The sequence below is a fragment of the Streptomyces sp. NPDC032472 genome, from assembly GCF_040636955.1.
In the GTDB taxonomy this organism is placed as follows: Bacteria; Actinomycetota; Actinomycetes; order Streptomycetales; family Streptomycetaceae; genus Streptomyces.
Genome location: NZ_JBEZVK010000004.1, coordinates 28,093 through 45,010 on the forward strand (window position 1 = coordinate 28,093; position 16,918 = coordinate 45,010).

The 16,918-nt window shown below is 74.2% G+C and carries 14 protein-coding genes; 11 read left to right on the top strand and 3 right to left on the bottom strand.

Annotated features, from left to right (window positions below):
- The first annotated feature begins 67 nt into the window (after window positions 1–67).
- Genes AB0F11_RS03425 through AB0F11_RS03455 form a run of 7 tightly spaced genes read left to right on the top strand, consistent with a single transcriptional unit; the run spans window position 68 to window position 9,044 of the window.
- Window positions 68–871 (top strand): TIGR03084 family metal-binding protein, encoded by an 804-nt coding sequence (locus tag AB0F11_RS03425; RefSeq protein ID WP_362167845.1) that lies wholly within the window; start codon window positions 68–70, stop codon window positions 869–871.
- Window positions 868–2,763: an acyclic terpene utilization AtuA family protein gene (locus tag AB0F11_RS03430; RefSeq protein WP_362167847.1), complete on the top strand. Its 1,896-nt coding sequence runs from the start codon at window positions 868–870 to the stop codon at window positions 2,761–2,763. The genes AB0F11_RS03425 and AB0F11_RS03430 overlap by 4 nt, the downstream gene beginning before the upstream one ends.
- Window positions 2,760–4,358 carry a carboxyl transferase domain-containing protein gene (locus tag AB0F11_RS03435; RefSeq protein ID WP_362167850.1) on the top strand — a complete coding sequence of 533 codons (1,599 nt, stop codon included), beginning with the start codon at window positions 2,760–2,762 and terminating at the stop codon, window positions 4,356–4,358. The genes AB0F11_RS03430 and AB0F11_RS03435 overlap by 4 nt, the downstream gene beginning before the upstream one ends.
- Before the next feature lie 8 nt (window positions 4,359–4,366).
- Window positions 4,367–6,529 carry a biotin carboxylase N-terminal domain-containing protein gene (locus AB0F11_RS03440; RefSeq protein ID WP_362167852.1) on the top strand — a complete coding sequence of 721 codons (2,163 nt, stop codon included), beginning with the start codon at window positions 4,367–4,369 and terminating at the stop codon, window positions 6,527–6,529.
- Window positions 6,526–7,707 (top strand): acyl-CoA dehydrogenase, encoded by a 1,182-nt coding sequence (locus AB0F11_RS03445; protein WP_362167855.1) that lies wholly within the window; start codon window positions 6,526–6,528, stop codon window positions 7,705–7,707. The genes AB0F11_RS03440 and AB0F11_RS03445 overlap by 4 nt, the downstream gene beginning before the upstream one ends.
- 18 nt (window positions 7,708–7,725) lie before the next feature.
- Complete coding sequence (locus AB0F11_RS03450) at window positions 7,726–8,463, top strand: enoyl-CoA hydratase family protein (protein ID WP_362167858.1); 738 nt, start codon at window positions 7,726–7,728, stop codon at window positions 8,461–8,463.
- Window positions 8,451–9,044, top strand: a complete 594-nt coding sequence (locus tag AB0F11_RS03455) for a TetR/AcrR family transcriptional regulator (protein WP_362167860.1) — start codon at window positions 8,451–8,453, stop codon at window positions 9,042–9,044. Before AB0F11_RS03450 ends, AB0F11_RS03455 begins: the two co-directional genes overlap by 13 nt.
- Window positions 9,045–9,667: 623 nt before the next feature.
- Here the strand turns inward: AB0F11_RS03455 and AB0F11_RS03460 are convergent.
- The gene (locus AB0F11_RS03460) at window positions 9,668–10,774 is read right to left on the bottom strand and encodes a citrate synthase 2 (protein WP_362167863.1); all 1,107 of its coding nucleotides are present in this window, start codon (window positions 10,772–10,774) and stop codon (window positions 9,668–9,670) included.
- 200 nt (window positions 10,775–10,974) lie between these two features.
- Between AB0F11_RS03460 and pdxH the strand changes: the two genes are divergently transcribed.
- Window positions 10,975–11,637: a pyridoxamine 5'-phosphate oxidase gene (gene pdxH / locus AB0F11_RS03465; RefSeq protein WP_362167865.1), complete on the top strand. Its 663-nt coding sequence runs from the start codon at window positions 10,975–10,977 to the stop codon at window positions 11,635–11,637.
- Between the two features lie 405 nt (window positions 11,638–12,042).
- A complete protein-coding gene (locus tag AB0F11_RS03470) occupies window positions 12,043–13,356 on the top strand; it encodes a PAS domain-containing protein (protein WP_362167867.1) in 1,314 nt (437 codons plus the stop codon).
- Between the two features lie 16 nt (window positions 13,357–13,372).
- Here AB0F11_RS03470 and AB0F11_RS03475 read toward each other — a convergent pair whose 3' ends face one another.
- Together AB0F11_RS03475 and AB0F11_RS03480 are read right to left on the bottom strand one after the other, a co-directional pair.
- The gene (locus AB0F11_RS03475; RefSeq protein ID WP_362167870.1) at window positions 13,373–13,894 is read right to left on the bottom strand and encodes an RICIN domain-containing protein; all 522 of its coding nucleotides are present in this window, start codon (window positions 13,892–13,894) and stop codon (window positions 13,373–13,375) included.
- 126 nt (window positions 13,895–14,020) lie between these two features.
- Window positions 14,021–14,776 (bottom strand): SIS domain-containing protein, encoded by a 756-nt coding sequence (locus AB0F11_RS03480; protein WP_361919352.1) that lies wholly within the window; start codon window positions 14,774–14,776, stop codon window positions 14,021–14,023.
- Window positions 14,777–14,983: 207 nt separating this feature from the next.
- On the opposite strand from AB0F11_RS03480, the gene AB0F11_RS03485 reads away from it, so the two are divergent.
- Together AB0F11_RS03485 and AB0F11_RS03490 are read left to right on the top strand one after the other, a co-directional pair.
- Window positions 14,984–15,676 carry a metal-dependent transcriptional regulator gene (locus AB0F11_RS03485; protein WP_362167873.1) on the top strand — a complete coding sequence of 231 codons (693 nt, stop codon included), beginning with the start codon at window positions 14,984–14,986 and terminating at the stop codon, window positions 15,674–15,676.
- 315 nt (window positions 15,677–15,991) lie between these two features.
- A complete protein-coding gene (locus AB0F11_RS03490) occupies window positions 15,992–16,876 on the top strand; it encodes an alpha/beta hydrolase (RefSeq protein WP_362167875.1) in 885 nt (294 codons plus the stop codon).
- Window positions 16,877–16,918 lie beyond the last annotated feature (42 nt).

Here is a 16,918-nt window from a genome sequence, read left to right on the forward strand (position 1 = left end):
GCAAGCATGCTTGATTGTTTCGGGTCCGGGTGCCAGTCTTCCCCTCACGCCGAGAGGAGAGCACGCCGTGCCCGATCCGTCCGCAGCCACCGCCGTCTTCGCCGATCTGCGCGAGGAGAGCCTCGAACTCGACTCCCTCGTACGGGACCTGCCCGACGCCGGCTGGGCGAAGCCGACCCCCGCGCCCCGCTGGACCATCGCCCACCAGATCGCCCACCTGCACTGGACCGACCGGGCCGCGCTGGTCTCCCTGACCGACGCCCCCGGCTTCGCCCGCATGGCGGAGGCGGCCGCCAAGGCCCCCGAGGGCTTCGTGGACGAAGGGGCCGAAGAGGGTGCGGCGCTCCCGCCCGCCGAGCTGCTGGCCCGCTGGCGCGACACCCGCGCCGAGCTCGACGCGGCCCTGTCGGCGGCCTCGCCCGACGTCCGCTTCCCCTGGTACGGGCCGCCGATGAAGGCCGCCTCCATGGCGAGCGCCCGGCTGATGGAGACCTGGGCGCACGGCCAGGACGTCGCGGACGCGCTGGGCGTACGCCGCACCCCGACCGCGCGGCTGCGGCACGTGGCCCGGATCGGGGTCCGGGCCCGCGACTACGCGTTCGCGGTACGGGGACTGCCCGCGCCGGCCGCGGAGTTCCGCGTGGAGCTCGTACCGCCGGGCGGCGGGGAGCCGTGGGCGTACGGGCCGACGCAGGCCGAGCAGCGGATCACCGGGCCGGCCCTCGACTTCTGCCTGCTGGTCACGCAGCGCGCGCACCGTGCCGACCTTGCCCTGGCGGCGGTCGGGCCCGACGCCGACCGCTGGCTGGACATCGCCCAGGCCTTCGCCGGCCCGGCGGGCCGGGGCCGTGCACCCGGGACCGTACGGTGACGCGCCCGCCGGAGCGCCGCCCGCTGCGGATCGGCAACGCGTCCGGGTTCTACGGGGACCGCTTCGACGCCGTACGGGAGATGCTGACCGGCGGCCCGCTGGACGTGCTGACCGGCGACTACCTGGCCGAACTGACCATGCTGATCCTCGGCCGCGACCGGCTGAAGGACCCGCACGCCGGCTACGCGAAGACCTTCCTGCGCCAGCTGGAGGAGGGCCTCGGGCTCGCCCACGAGCGGGGCGTCCGCATCGTCGCGAACGCCGGCGGGCTGAACCCGGCGGGGCTGGCCGCCGCGACCCGCGAACTGGCGGCCAAAACGGGCGTGCCGGTCGCGGTCGCCCACGTGGAGGGCGACGACCTGATGCCGTACGGCGACGGCGCGCTCACTGCCAACGCCTACCTCGGCGGCGCCGGCATCGCGGCCTGCCTGCGGGCGGGCGCGGACGTGGTCGTCACCGGCCGGGTCACCGATGCGGCCCTGGTCAGCGGGCCGGCGGCCTGGTGGTTCGACTGGGCGGCCGACGACTGGGACCGGCTGGCCGGGGCCGTGGTCGCGGGGCACGTCCTGGAGTGCGGGACGCAGGCCACCGGCGGCAACTACTCCTTCTTCACCGCCCACGACGTCCGGCGCCCCGGCTTCCCTGTGGCCGAGGTCTCCCAGGACGGATCGGCCGTCATCACCAAGCACCCGGGGACGGGCGGGGTGGTGTCGGTGGGCACGGTCACCGCCCAGCTCCTCTACGAGACGCAGGGGCCCCGCTACCTCGGCCCCGACGTGACCGCCCGCCTGGACACCGTCCGCCTGGCCGGCGCCGGGCCGGACCGGGTCGCCGTCACCGGCGTCGTGGGCGAGCCGCCGCCCGACACCCTCAAGGTGGGCGTCACCCGGATCGGCGGCTGGCGCAACGAGGTGGTCTTCGTCCTGACGGGCCTGGACATCGAGGCCAAGGCGGCCCTGCTGAAGGGCCAACTGACGGACTCCCTCGGTGAGGTGGCGGCGGCGGAATGGACCCTGTCCCGCACGGACCACCCCGACGCCGACACCCAGGAGACGGCGAGCGCCCTGCTGCGCCTGGTGGTCCGCGACCCCTCCGCCGACCGCATCGGCCGCGCCCTCACTTCTCAGGCCATCGAACTGGCCCTGGCCAGCTACCCAGGCTTCCACGTGACGTCCCCGCCGGGGGCGGCCCAGCCGTACGGGGTGTTCGACTCGGCGCCGGTCCCGGCCGCGGAGGTGCGGCACACGGCGGTGCTCCCGGACGGCACCCGCCTGCCGATCCCGGCAGCGCCACATCCAGCCCGCGCGGCGCATGAGCGCACCGGGCGCGAAGCGTCCGGAACGGGGTCCGGGCGGAGCCACGCCACGCGGCGGAGCCGCATATCCGGCACAGCGGGAAGGGGCGGGGTGGGGGAGGGCCCCGCAGGGGCGACCCGCCGGGCTCCGCTCGGCCTCGTGGCCGGGGCGCGCAGCGGCGACAAGGGCGGCGACGCCAACGTCGGCCTCTGGGTCGGGACCCAGGCCGCCTGGGAGTGGCTGGAGGCGACCCTCACCGTCGAGCGGTTCCAGGAGCTGCTGCCCGAGACCCGCGGTCTTCCCGTCACCCGGCACGCCCTGCCGAACCTCCGCGCCCTGAACTTCACCGTCACCGGCATCCTCGGAGCCGGCGTCGCCTCCGCCCACCGCTTCGATCCCCAGGCCAAGGCCCTCGGCGAATGGCTCCGCGCCCGCCACCTGGAGATCCCCGTACACCTGCTGCCCGACCAGCCGGCCCAGCCCGCCCAGCCGGAGCAGCCCACCACGTCGGCCCAGCCGGCCCAGCCGGAGCAGCCCACCACGTCGGCCCAGCCGGCCCAGCCCACCCAGCCCGCCCCGGAGGGGACCGCCCCATGACCCGCCTCGGCACCACCGTGGACCCCCGCGCCCCCGAGTACGCGGCGGCCCGCACCGCCGCCCTCGAACGCCTCGCCGCCCTGGACGCCGAGCACGCCAAGGCCCTGCTCGGCGGCGGCGAGAAGTACACCGCCCGCCACCGCGCCCGCGGCAAGCTCCTCGCCCGCGAGCGCATCGAGCTGCTGCTCGACCCGGACACCCCGTTCCTGGAGCTGTCCCCGCTCGCGGCCTGGGGCAGCGACTACCCGGTCGGCGCGTCCATGGTCACCGGCATCGGGACCGTCGAGGGCGTCGAATGCCTGGTCACGGCCAACGACCCGACCGTCCGCGGCGGCGCCTCCAACCCCTGGACGCTGAAGAAGGCCCTGCGGGCCCACGAGATCGCCCTGCACAACCGGCTGCCCGTCGTCAGCCTCGTCGAGTCCGGCGGCGCCGACCTGCCCTCCCAGAAGGAGATCTTCATCCCGGGCGGCGCGATCTTCCGGGACCTCACTCGGCTCTCGGCCGCCGGGATCCCGACCGTCGCCGTCGTCTTCGGCAACTCCACCGCCGGAGGCGCGTACATCCCGGGGATGTCCGACCACACCGTCATGATCAAGGACCGCTCGAAGGTGTTCCTCGGCGGGCCGCCGCTCGTGAAGATGGCCACCGGCGAGGAGAGCGACGACGAGTCCCTCGGCGGCGCCGACATGCACGCCCGGACCTCCGGCCTCGCCGACCACCACGCCCTCGACGAGCACGACGCGATCCGCCAGGCCCGCCGCATCGTGGCCCGCCTGAACCACCGCCGCGCCCACCCGGCCCCGCCCCGCGCCGAGGAGCCGGTCCACGACCCGGAGGAGCTCCTCGGCATCGTCCCGGAGGACCTCAAGACCCCCTTCGACCCCCGCGAGGTCATCGCCCGCATCGTCGACGGCTCCGACTTCGACGAGTTCAAGCCTCTGTACGGCCCCAGCCTCGTCACCGGCTGGGCGTCCCTCCACGGCTATCCGGTCGGCATCCTGGCCAACGCCCAGGGCGTGCTGTTCAGCGCCGAGTCGCAGAAGGCCGCCCAGTTCATCCAGCTCGCCAACCAGCGCGACATCCCGCTGCTCTTCCTCCACAACACCACCGGCTACATGGTCGGCCGGGAGTACGAGCAGGGCGGCATCGTCAAACACGGCTCGATGATGATCAACGCGGTCTCCAACTCCCGCGTCCCGCACCTGTCCGTCCTCATCGGCGCCAGCTACGGGGCCGGCCACTACGGCATGTGCGGCCGCGCGTACGAGCCCCGCTTCCTGTTCGCCTGGCCCAGCGCCAAGTCCGCGGTCATGGGCCCGCAGCAACTGGCGGGCGTGCTGTCCATCGTGGCCCGGCAGTCCGCGGCGGCGAAGGGGCAGCCGTACGACGAGGAAGCCGACGCCGGCATGCGCGCGTTCGTCGAGGCGCAGATCGAGTCCGAGTCCCTCCCGATGTTCCTGTCCGGGCGGCTGTACGACGACGGGGTCATCGACCCCCGCGACACCCGCACCGTCCTCGGCCTGTGCCTTTCGGCCGTCCACAACGCCCCCGTCGAGGGCGCCCGCGGCGGCTTCGGCGTCTTCCGGATGTGAGCCCGCCCATGACCCAGACGAAGCCGAACCCGGCCTTGGCCCAGAGCACCCCTGCCGAGGCGCCCCCGACCCGCCCCGTCACCTCGCTCCTCGTCGCCAACCGCGGCGAGATCGCCGTACGCGTCTTCCGCACCGCCCGCGCCCTCGGCCTGGCCACCGTCGCCGTCCACTCCGACCCGGACGCCGACGCGCTGCACGTCCGCGAGGCCGACACGGCCGTCCGCCTGCCCGGTGCGGCCCCCGCCGACACCTACCTGCGCGGCGACCTCGTCATCGAGGCCGCGCTGGCCGCCGGCGCGGACGCCGTCCACCCCGGCTACGGATTCCTCTCCGAGAACGCCGGCTTCGCCCGGGCCGTCCTCGCCGCCGGCCTGGTCTGGATCGGGCCGCCGCCCGAGGCCATCGAGGCCATGGCCTCCAAGACCCGCGCCAAGGAGCTGATGCGCGCCGCCGGGGTCCCGCTGCTGGAGCCCGTCGACCCGGCGACCGCCACCGCGGCCGACCTGCCGCTGCTGCTCAAGGCCGCAGCGGGCGGCGGCGGCCGCGGCATGCGCGTGGTGCGCGACCTGGGCGGGCTGAAGGCCGAGCTGGACGCCGCCGCGGCCGAGGCGCGCTCCGCCTTCGGCGACGGCGAGGTCTTCGCCGAGCCGTACGTCGAGCGCGGCCGGCACGTCGAGGTGCAGGTCCTCGCCGACGCCCACGGCACCGTCTGGGCCCTCGGCACCCGCGACTGCTCCCTCCAGCGCCGCCACCAGAAGGTCGTCGAGGAGGCGCCGGCCCCCGGTCTGCCCGACGCCCTGCGCGCCGCCCTCCACGAGGCCGCGGCGGCTGCGGCCCGGGCCGTCGCGTACCGGGGCGCCGGCACCGTCGAGTTCCTCGTCACCGCCGACGGCCGGCCCTGCTTCCTGGAGATGAACACCCGCCTCCAGGTGGAACACCCCGTCACCGAGGCGGTCTTCGGCCTCGACCTCGTCGCCCTGCAGATCCGCATCGCCGAGGGCGCCGCGCTGCCGCCTCAGCCGCCGCAGCCGTACGGGCACGCCGTCGAGGCCCGTCTGTACGCCGAGGACCCGGCCCGCGACTGGCGCCCGCAGACCGGCACCCTGGCCACCCTCCACGTCCCGGCCTCGCCGCACGCCGCACCCGGCGGGCCCGGCGCGCCCGGCCACGGCGGCGCCGGCGGCGGTAGCGGCAGTGGCAGTGGCGCTACGCCCCACCCCGCCGCCACCGTCCGCGTCGACGCCGGATACGCCGACGGCGACCGGGTCGGCATCCATTACGACCCGATGCTCGCCAAGGTCATCGCCCACGCCCCGACCCGCGCCGAGGCCGTCCGCGTCCTGGCCCGGGCGCTGGCCGAGGCCCGGATCCACGGCGTCACCACCAACCGCGAACTCCTCGTACGGACCCTCCGCCACGAGGAGTTCACCGCGGCACGGCTCGACACCGGGTTCTACGAGCGCCACCTCGCGCACCTCACCGCACCCGCCCCGGACGCCGACCGGGCCGCCGCCCTGGCCGCGGCGGCCGCCGCGCTGGCCGCCGCGGCCCCGCCCCCCGGCCCGGACGCCCCGCTCACCGCCCGTATCGGCGGCTGGCGCAACGTCCGCTCCCAGCCGCAGACCCGCCGCTACACCACGGGCGGAGCCGAGTACGAGGTCGGCTACCTGCCCGCCCGCAGCGGCCCGCCGCAGCTCGTGGACCTTCCCGGAGTCCGCGTCCTGGCCACCGCACCGGACCGCGTCGACCTCGAAGTCGACGGCGTCCGCCGCGTGTTCCACGTGAAACACAATTCGAACAGCCAAGGTGCGGGCGCCGCGGGCGGAGCCGCCGCGGAGGTCCACGTGGACACCGCGCCCCTGCCCGCGAGCGCCGCCCCGGCCGCCCACACCCTCACCCCCGTCCCGCGGTTCACCGACCCGCAGGACCGCACCCTGCCCGGTTCCCTGCTCGCCCCCATGCCCGGCACCGTCGTCCGTGTCGCCGAGGGCCTCGCCCCCGGCGACCCGGTCACCGCCGGGCAGCCCCTGCTCTGGCTGGAGGCCATGAAGATGGAGCACCGCATCGTCTCGCCCGCCTCCGGCACGCTCACCGCGCTCCACGCCGGTCTCGGCCACCAGGTCGAGTTCGGCGCCCTGCTCGCCGTAGTCCAGGAGGAACCGCCCGCATGAGCCCCGCATCCCCCCAGACCGCAGCCGTCGTCGAGACCGAGGAGCACCAGGCCCTGCGCGCCGCCGTCGCCGCCCTCGGGCAGCGCTACGGGCGCGACTACCTCACCCGCGTCATCCGTGAAGGCCGCCACCCCGTCGAGCTGTGGGCCGACGCCGCCAAGCTCGGCTACCTCGGGGTCAACCTGCCCGAGGAGTACGGCGGCGGGGGCGGCGGCATCGCCGAGCTCTCGATCGTCCTGGAGGAGCTCGGCGCGGCGGGCTGCCCGCTGCTGATGATGGTCGTCTCGCCCGCCATCTGCGGCACCGTCATCGCCCGCTTCGGCACCGACGCCCAGAAGCAGGCCTGGCTCCCCGGCCTCGCGGACGGCAGCCGCACCATGGCCTTCGGCATCACCGAACCCGACGCCGGCTCCAACTCCCACCGCATCACCACCACCGCACGCCGCGACGGCGACGACTGGATCCTCACCGGCCGCAAGGTGTTCATCTCGGGCGTGGACATCGCCGACGCCACCCTGATCGTCGGCCGCACCGAGGACGCTCGTACCGGCCGGCTCAAGCCGTGCCTGTTCATCGTGGACCGCGACGCCCCCGGCTTCACCCGCTCGGTCATCGACATGGAACTGCAGGCGGCGGAGAAGCAGTTCGAACTCGTCCTGGACGAGGTGCGGCTGCCCGCCGACGCGCTCGTCGGCGACGAGGACGCCGGCCTGCTCCAGCTCTTCGCCGGCCTCAACCCCGAGCGCATCATGACCGCCGCCTTCGCCATCGGCATGGGCCGCCACGCCCTGGCCAAGGCCGTCGACTACGCCCGCACCCGCCAGGTGTGGAAGGAGCCGATCGGCGCCCACCAGGCCATCGCCCACCCCCTCGCGGCCGCCCACATCGACCTGGAGCTCGCCCGCCTGATGATGCAGAAGGCCGCCCGGCTCTACGACGCCGGCGACGACGCGGGCGCCGGAGAGGCCGCGAACATGGCCAAGTACGCTGCCGGCGAGGCCTGCGTGAAGGCGGTGGACCAGGCGGTCCACACCCTGGGCGGCAACGGCCTCACCCGCGAGTACGGCCTGGCCTCCCTCGTCACCGCCTCCCGGGTGTCCAGGATCGCCCCCGTCAGCCGCGAGATGATCCTGAACTTCGTCTCGCACCAGACACTGGGCCTCCCCAAGTCCTACTAGTCCTACCGAGGAACGGAAGTGACGAAGATCGTCGGATCCGCGCACGACCGCGGTGTCACCACCCTCACGCTCGACTCCCCGGCCAACCGCAACGCGCTCTCCGCGGAGCTGGTCGCAGAGCTGCGCGCGGCCCTCGCCGCGGCGGGCGCGGACCCGGCGGTCCGGGCCGTCCTCCTCACCCACACCGGCGGCACCTTCTGCGCGGGCGCGGACCTGAAGTCGCCGTGCGATCCGGCCGACTTCCTCGCCCTGCTGCGGGAGATCGCCGAGCTGGCGAAGCCGGTCGTGGCGCGGGTCACCGGGCACGTCCGGGCCGGCGGGCTCGGGCTGCTCGGGGTCTGCGACATCGCCGCCGGCGGGCCGCAGTCCTCGTACGCCTTCACCGAAACCCACCTCGGGGTGGTCCCGGCGGTGATCTCCGCGCCGCTGCTGCCGAGGCTGGAGCCGCGGGCGGCTGCCCGCTACCTCCTGACCGCCGAGGTGTTCGGCGCCGCCGAGGCCGCCCGGATCGGGCTGCTCACGCTGCACGGCGAGGACGCGGACGACGCCCTCGCCCCCGTCCTCGCGGGCCTGCGGGGCGCGGGTCCCACGGCCCTGGCGGAGACGAAGCGGCTGCTCACCGCGCCCGTACGGGAGGCGCTCGCGCGGGACGGGGAGGAGCTGGCGGCGCTGTCCGCGCGGGTCTTCGGCTCCGCCGAAGCGCGCGAGGGCATCGCAGCCCGGTTCGAGCGGCGGAGGCCGACGTGGGCGCCGTGACCCAGCCGAAGCAGGACCGCAGCCGGGCGACGCGGCAGCGGCTGCTCGAAGCCGCGGTCGCCTGCCTTGCCGAGCACGGGTGGAGCGGCTCCACGGTGGCGGTGGTGGCCGAGCGGGCCGGCGTCTCCCGCGGGGCGGCCCAGCACCACTTCCCGACGCGGGAGGACCTGTTCACGGCCGCCGTCGAATACGTGGCGGAGGAGCGCTCGGCGGCCCTGCGCAACCTCTTCACCGACGGCCCGCCGGTCCGCTCCGCGGTGGTCTCGGCCCTGGTGGACCTCTACACGGGCACGCTGTTCCGTGCGGCCCTCCACCTCTGGGTGGCCGCCTCCAACGAGCCGCAGCTGCGGCCCCGGGTCACCGAACTCGAAGCGAGGGTGGGCCGCGAGACCCACCGCATCGCGATCGATCTCCTGGACGCGGACGAGACGGTTCCCGGCGTCCGCGAAACGGTCCAGGGCCTCCTGGACATGGCCCGGGGCCTGGGCCTGGCCAACGTCCTCACGGACGACACCTCCCGCCGGGCCCGCGTGGTGGCCCAATGGACCACCCTCCTGGACACAGCCCTCCGCCCCATGTAGCCCGGGTGCGCCTCAATCGCCGGCGGGGCTGGTTTTGCCGAGCCCTCGTCTCGGGCGTCGGCTGGTTGCCCTGGCCTTGGCGCCGGCTGTTGCGGGTCGGGCGCGCGTGGCGTTCCTGGGGCTCCGCCCCAGACCCCGCGCCTCAATCGCCGGCGGGGCTGGATCTGCCGGACCCCCGTCTCCGGCGTCGGCCGGGGCTGGATCTGCCGGACCCCCGTCTCCGGCGTCGGCCGGGGCTGGATGTGGGGGCCCCTGTCTCGGGTGTCGGTCGGGGCTGGATTGGTCGGGCCTTCGCCTCAGGCGGTGGTGAGTACGGACGCGGGCCGATGATTCCAGCCCGCGCGGCGTTTGAGCGCACCGGGTGCGGAGCGCCCGGAACGGGGGCCGGGGCGGGGCCCGCCACGCGGCGGAGCCGCACATCCGGCACAGCGGGAAGGGGCGGGGTGGGGAATCGGCTCCGCGCAGCGGACGGCATACCCCCGGCCTGTCCCGGCCCCAGCCCGACGATCCCCGTCAGGCGGGGAGCCGGTAGCGGCAGAGGAGGCCGCGGCTTCGGGCGGCCTGCCGAGACGGCGGAGCGCGCCGGCCCGGCGAGGGGCGGCGCGCTCCGGCGGGGCGGGCGGTCAGGCCGTGGCGGCGATGTCCGCGTAGCCCTCGATCTCCTGCGGGTTGCGCCGGCCGGGCCCGGTGTAGCGGGCCGACGGCCGAACCAGGCGCCCCGTCCGCTTCTGCTCCAGGATGTGCGCCGACCACCCCGCGGTACGGGCACACGTGAACATCGACGTGAACATGTGCGCCGGGACCTCGGCGAAGTCCAGCATGATCGCCGCCCAGAACTCGACGTTCGTCGCGAGGACACGGTCGGGACGACGCGCGTGGAGCTCCTCCAGGGCGGCCTTCTCCAGGGCGGCAGCGACCTCGTACCGCGGCGCGTCCAGCTCCTTGGCGGTGCGCCGCAGCACCCGGGCACGCGGATCCTCGGCCCGGTACACGCGGTGCCCGAAGCCCATCAGCCGCTCGCCCTTGTCCAGGGCCTTCTTCACGTACGCCACGGCGTCCCCGGTGCGCTCGATCTCCTCGATCATGCCGAGGACGCGCGACGGCGCCCCGCCGTGCAGCGGGCCGGACATGGCGCCCACCGCGCCGGACAGGGCCGCGGCCACGTCCGCACCGGTCGAGGCGATGACCCGCGCCGTGAAGGTCGAGGCGTTCATGCCGTGTTCGGCCGCCGAGGTCCAGTACGCGTCCACGGCCTTGACGTGCTTGGGGTCCGGCTCGCCGCGCCAGCGGATCATGAACCGCTCGACGACGGACTCGGCCTTGTCGATCTCCCGCTGCGGAACCATCGGCAGGCCCTGCCCGCGCGCGGACTGCGCGACGTACGACAGCGCCATGACGGCCGCGCGCGCCAGGTCGTCCCGCGCGGTCCGCTCGTCGATGTCGAGCAGCGGCTTCAGCCCCCAGACGGGGGCGAGCATGGCCAGCGCGGACTGCACGTCGACGCGGATGTCGCCGGAGTGCACGGGGATGGGGAAGGGCTCGGCGGCGGGAAGGCCGGGGTTGAACGCCCCGTCGACCAGCAGGCCCCACACGTTCCCGAAGGAGACGTGCCCCACCAGGTCCTCGATGTCGACCCCGCGGTAGCGGAGCGATCCGCCTTCCTTGTCGGGTTCGGCGATCTCCGTTTCGAACGCGACGACTCCTTCGAGCCCGGGAACGAAGTCGGACATCAGGCGGCTCCTCAGATAGTGCGAACACGCGCGGCTCCCGGCGTGACTCGCGGTCCGGCGCGGTCATCCCCGTTGATGCCCGGTACGGCCTTCGGCCACCCCGTACGGGGACCTCCGACCGGCCACAAGATTTTGGCGGCTCGGGATCCCAGGCGGAAGCGTGACATACGGCACACTCGCACGAGCACTCCTGCGGCAGGATGGCACGCGTGACCGACATGGACCTTGATCCCGCCACCATGCGCAAGCAGTACCGCTCGGAGATCGTCTTCGAGGACAGCCTCGACGAGGACCCCATGCAGCAGTTCGCGCTGTGGTTCCAGCAGGCGGCCGACTCGCACCTCTTCGAGCCGAACGCGATGGTCGTCTCGACCGCGACCCCCGAGGGCCGGCCCAGCTCCCGCACGGTGCTGCTGAAGCAGTTCGACGGGCGGGGCTTCGTCTTCTTCACCAACTACGCCTCGCGCAAGGGCCGCGAGATCGCCGCGAACCCGCAGGTCGCGCTGCTCTTCCCGTGGCATCCCATCGCCCGCCAGGTCATCGTCACGGGCACGGCCTCGCGCATCGGCCGCGACGAGACGGCCGCGTACTTCCGCTCGCGCCCGCACGGCTCGCAGCTGGGCGCCTGGGCGAGCGAGCAGTCCAGCGTGATCGCCTCGCGCGGCGAGCTCGACCGCCGCTACGCGGAGCTGGCGCAGCGCTATCCGGAGGGCGAGCAGGTCCCGGTGCCGCCGGAGTGGGGCGGCATCCGGGTCGTCCCGCAGGAGGTGGAGTTCTGGCAGGGCCACGAGAACCGGCTCCACGACCGGCTGCACTACGTCCTCGACGGGGAGAAGTGGCGGATCGAGCGGCTCTGCCCGTAGCGCCGAGCGGCTCTGCCCGGAGCGCCGCAGGGGCGCAGAAACGCAGACGACCCGCGGGCTCGGGTCCTCTCCTGCAGTGAGAGGAGCCGGCCGGACGAACCGGCGAGCCCGCGGGTCGGGTGACTGCCTGGGATTGGCGCCGGGCGGTATCCGCCGGGCACCGCACTGGGTGCGTTGCTGACGACGGGCCCTTAGCCCGCAGTCACCTCACGCGTCCGGTATCCGTACATTTCCGGAACCACCTCCCTTCTCGTGTACCGCAGACACTAGAACCCCTCGCCGGGGTCCTCAAGTGATTTATTTCGGGGCGATTCGGGGAATGCGGTGTGGGCTGCGTCACGTTCCAGTTCAATGATCTGGCGTGCCGCACACGCGAAACGCGCGAACACCTGCAGGGGGTGCCAGGTGAGTGCTTCCGGACGTGGTCAACCCACCGACGACCTGCTCGCAGCGCTGCTGGACGGGATGGACGCCGCCCTGTGCGCGTTCGACGCCGACGGGGTGGTCACCCACTGGAACCGCGAGGCCGAGCGGATCCTCGGCTGGACCGCCGCCGAGGCGGTGGGCCGCAAGGGGTTCGCCGGCTGGGCGGCGCGCGCCGCCGACGCCCAGGACGTCGAGGACCGGCTGATGGCCGCGCAGGACATCCCCGGCCGCCAGGTGCACGAGTTCGCCCTCCTCACCAAGGACGGCGGGCGGGTGCTGGTGCGCACCCAGTCCGCCGGGGTGCCCGGCGCCGACGGCAAGCCCGCCGGGGTCTACTGCGCCTTCAGCGAGGTCCACGCCCAGATCGACCTGGAGCGGTCCATCGCCCTGAGCGAGGCGCTGATGGACGACGCCTCCTGGGGCGTGGTCCTCGTCGACGTGGACCTGCGCCCGGCCGTGGTCAACGCGCACGCCGCCCGCGCCTTCGGGTCGGCGCGCACCGCGCTGCTCGGCCGGCCGCTGGGGGACCTGCTGGAGCAGGGCGCCGAGGACGTGGAGGGGGCCCTGCAGCACGTGCTGGCCGAGGGCTCGCCGCCCGCGCCGGTCGAGCTGTGGGTGGCGGTGCGCACGCCGGAGGGGGTGCGGCGGCGCTGCTGGCGGTGCGGGTTCCTGCGGCTGGGCTCGCCGCTGGCCGAGGAGCCGGTGCCGCTCGGGGTCGGCTGGCTGTTCCAGGACATCACCGAGGCCCGGCAGACCGCGCTGGACACGGCGCAGGCCCGGTTCCGGGCCGGGCAGCTGCACCGCGCGGGGCGGGCCGCCGCGGAGTACGAGGACCCGGCGGAGGCGGCCGCCGTACGGCTGGACTTCGCCCTCGCCGGCTTCGCCGACCACGCGCTGCTCGACGTACTGGAGCCCTCGCCCGACCCGGAGCGGCCGCGGCTGGTCCGCTCGGCCGTCTCGCCGCCGGGGCTGGCGGGGCCGGCGGGACAGGGTTCGCTGCCCGTGCCGTACGAGCCGGGGCACCCCGTGCTCCAGGCGCTGGACCGGATCGGCTCGGTCAGGGCGAGCGTCCCGCGGGGCGAGGCGGCCGAGGGGTGGGCGCGGTCCCGGCAGTGGCCCGAGGCCGCGGCGCACGTGCTGTGCACGGTGCTGCGCAGCCGGGGTCGGACCCTGGGTGCGCTGACCTTCGTACGGAGTGCCTCGCGGACGGCGTTCGACCGGGCGGACGCGGCGTACGCGGAGGAGGTGGCGGCCCGGGTGGCGGCCGACCTGGACCTGGCCACCCGGGCGTGATCCCGCCGCTGTGCGGTCAGAGCTTCCAGCGCTGGTCGGCGAAGCGGCTGTCACAGGTGGCCTGGATGGCCCCGTTGCCGTCCTGGAGCCCCTGGACGACCAGGCACTTCTGGCTGTGGATGTTCCTGATCTGGAAGCCGCCCTCCGACGTGGAGTCCAGCTCCCAGATCTGGTCCGCGAACGGACCGCACTGGTACTGGAACGCCCGGGCCCCGTCGCTGTAGCCCTGGACCGTCAGGCACTTGCCGCTGTTGGAGTTCTTGATCATCGCCTTGCCCTGGCCGTCGTCGTACGACCAGTCGAGCCACCACTTCTGGTCCTCGAACTGCCAGGAGCACCCGTACTGGAACGCACGCCCTCCGTCGGAGGTGCCCTGGGCCACCAGACACTTGCCGCTGTTGATGTTCTGGATGGTTTTCACGAAGTCGTCGGCCGACGCCGGCGAGGCGGGGCCGGCGACCACGGCCGTGCCCGCGAGCGCGACGGCTGCCGCGACCGTGCTGATCCTCCGCGCCGACTTGCGCATGAACCCGATCATGTCGAAATCCCCCTTGTTGTCGTCGGAAAAGCCCGACAGTGCGAAGGGCGCGCGTCGCGCCCTTCCGCCGCCGGAGTTTAAAGATCAACAACTAGGCATACAAGGCGACTTGCCGATCATCGGATCTCAGTGCCGGAAGAAGATCCGGTCGCCGTACTGCTGCATGACCCGGCCGTTCCACTCGTGGCCGCCGTCCACGTTGCCCGAGCGCAGCAGCGGCGGCTCGATCCCGCGGGCGGCGAGCTCGCCGGCGGCGGCGGCCATCACGGCCTGCATGATCGCGCTGGTCACGACGGTGGAGGCGGGCGCGAACGGCGCGTCGATGCCGTCCAGGCTCAGCTCGGCGTCGCCGACGGCGATCTTGCTGTCGAGGACGATGTCGCAGTGGTCCTTGAGGAAGGTGCCGGAGGCGTGCCGCGAGCGGGTCTCGCGCGCGTACGCCACGGAGGTCACGCCGATGACCGTGATGCCGAGGGCCCGGGCGTTCATGGCCATCTCGACCGGCAGGGCGTTGCGCCCGGACAGGGAGATGATCACCAGGACGTCGCCGGCGGTGGCGGGGCTGCTGTCCAGTACGGCCCCGGCCAGCCCGTCGACCCGCTCCAGGGCGCTGCCGAGGGTGGCCGGCATGACGTCGACGCCGGCGGTGCCGGGGACGGCGAGGAAGTTCATCAGAGCGAGCCCGCCGGCCCGGTAGACCACGTCCTGGGCGGGGAGCGAGGAGTGCCCGGCGCCGAAGGCGAAGAGCCGGTTCCCGGCGGCGACGGCGTCGGCGACGGCGGCGGCGGCCGCGGCGATCGCCCCGCCCTCCTCCTCCCGCACCCGCTGGAGCAGGCCGATCGCGGCGTCGAAGAACTGACCGGCCAGCTTGCTCTCGCTCATACGCCGATGGCCCTTCCGGGGGTGGGGTGCGTCCGTGTCCGCCGCTCACCGTGCGGTCTGTACCAAGGGCGTGTCAATACGGGCGTCAACCCGGGGTCGAACGTCGCTCGGGTCGTGCCGGGGCTCGTTGCCGGACACGGGACGGTTGTCGGTCCGATGCGTCAGAATTGGGGGCAGGGCCAGCGCACGATAATCCGAGGGGCACGAATGTCCGGACTGATCGACACCACGGAGATGTATCTCCGCACCATCCTCGAGCTGGAAGAGGAAGGCGTGGTCCCCATGCGCGCCCGGATCGCCGAACGGCTCGACCAGAGCGGCCCCACGGTGAGCCAGACGGTGGCGCGGATGGAGCGCGACGGCCTGGTGGCCGTGGCGACTGACCGACACCTGGAGCTCACCGAGGAGGGGCGGCGGCTGGCGACGCGCGTCATGCGCAAGCACCGGCTCGCGGAGTGCCTGCTCGTTGATGTCATCGGCCTGGAGTGGGAGCAGGTGCACGCCGAGGCCTGCCGCTGGGAGCACGTGATGAGCGAGGCGGTGGAGCGGCGCGTGCTGGAGCTGCTGCGTCACCCGACCGAGTCGCCGTACGGGAACCCGATCCCGGGTCTGGAGGAGCTCGGCGAGAAGGCCGAGGCCGACCCGTTCATCGAGGACGGCATGGTCGCCCTGTCGGAGCTGGACCCGGGCACCGAGGGCAAGACGGTGGTCGTGCGGCGGATCGGCGAGCCGATCCAGACGGACGCCCAGCTGATGTACACGCTGCGGCGGGCGGGCGTGCAGCCCGGTTCTGTGGTCAGCGTGACGGAGTCGCCGGGCGGTGTGCTGGTCGGCAGCGGGGGTGAGGCGGCCGAGCTGGAGGCGGAGATCGCCTCGCACGTGTTCGTCGCGAAGCGCTGACGGGTGTTGACGGCGCGCGCTGATCGGTGGGCCGGCCGACCGGCCGCGCCGCGGTGATGCGGAGGGTGGTGGTCCCGGCGCCTCGCGGCGCCGGGACCTTCCTCCCCTGTGCTGACCTGGAGCCCCGAGCTCTCAAGGTCATCCCCTTCGGACCGTCTTCCCCGAGCGGCCCGCCTCCCTGCTGAAAGGATCTCCGTCGGCAGGGGCGGCCAATCCTTGAGCAAGGTCACTCGAAAGAGCGGTGTTGGGCGCGAGAAAGCCGTTTTCGAATGCGGGTTCGATAGTCTGGCCGGGAGCGAAGGGGGTGCATCCGCCATGGTGGAGCGCATCGAAGTGACAGGGGCCGACGGCGTGCGCCTGGCCGCCTGGGAGTTCCGGGATCCGACCTCCGCCACGCCCCCGGACCCCGAGGCGCCGCGGGTGCTGTTACTCCACGGGCTGATGGGCCGCGCCTTCCACTGGGCGGGCACCGCCCGCTGGCTCGCTGCGGGCCGCCGCGTCGTCGCCCTCGACCAGCGGGGGCACGGCCAGAGCGACCACCCGGCCGCCGGGCCGGGTGCGGCGTCGGCCCCGCTGGGGCGGGAGGCGTTCGTGGCCGATGCCGAGGCCGTGATCGAGCAGCTCGGCCTGGGGCCCGTGACCGTGGTCGGGCACTCCATGGGCGCGCTCACCGGCTGGCAGCTGGCCGCCCGGCGGCCCGACCTGGTCGAGGCACTGGTGATCTGCGACATGCGCGCCTCCGCGCTGGGCGAGGCCTCCCAGCGCGAATGGGCCGAATGGTTCCACCGCTGGCCCCTGCCGTTCCCCTCGCAGGACGCGGCCCGCCGCTGGTTCGGGGAGGACGATCCGCGCGTCGAGCGGCCCGATCCCGGGCGGGGCGCCTTCTTCGCCGAGGTGATGCACCAGGCGCCCGACGGGTGGCGGCCGCTGTTCTCCCGGAGCCAGATGCTGACCGTCCGGGAGACGTGGGTGCACGATGCGCACTGGGAGGAGCTGGCCCAGGTCCGGTGCCCGACGCTGGTGGTGCGCGGGCTGGACGGCGAGCTCGGCCGCGCCGAGGCCCAGGAGATGGTCCGGGTCCTCCCGGCCGGCCAGTACGCCGAGATCCCGGACGCCGGCCACTACCTCCACTACGACCAGCCGGCCGCCTGGCGCGCAGTCCTGGAACCCTTCCTGGACGGCATCCGCGCCACCCTCTGACCCCACCGGGCCGGCAAAACCAGCCCCGCCGCCCGCCTTCGA

Coding starts and splice junctions, on each gene's coding strand:
- AB0F11_RS03475 (WP_362167870.1), bottom strand. CDS start 13,894: ATGATCGGGTTCATGCGCAAGTCGGCGCGGAGGATCAGCACGGTCGCG.
- AB0F11_RS03480 (WP_361919352.1), bottom strand. CDS start 14,776: ATGAGCGAGAGCAAGCTGGCCGGTCAGTTCTTCGACGCCGCGATCGGC.
- AB0F11_RS03490 (WP_362167875.1), top strand. CDS start 15,992: ATGGTGGAGCGCATCGAAGTGACAGGGGCCGACGGCGTGCGCCTGGCC.
- AB0F11_RS03460 (WP_362167863.1), bottom strand. CDS start 10,774: ATGTCCGACTTCGTTCCCGGGCTCGAAGGAGTCGTCGCGTTCGAAACG.
- AB0F11_RS03435 (WP_362167850.1), top strand. CDS start 2,760: ATGACCCGCCTCGGCACCACCGTGGACCCCCGCGCCCCCGAGTACGCG.
- pdxH (WP_362167865.1), top strand. CDS start 10,975: ATGGCACGCGTGACCGACATGGACCTTGATCCCGCCACCATGCGCAAG.
- AB0F11_RS03445 (WP_362167855.1), top strand. CDS start 6,526: ATGAGCCCCGCATCCCCCCAGACCGCAGCCGTCGTCGAGACCGAGGAG.
- AB0F11_RS03440 (WP_362167852.1), top strand. CDS start 4,367: ATGACCCAGACGAAGCCGAACCCGGCCTTGGCCCAGAGCACCCCTGCC.
- AB0F11_RS03485 (WP_362167873.1), top strand. CDS start 14,984: ATGTCCGGACTGATCGACACCACGGAGATGTATCTCCGCACCATCCTC.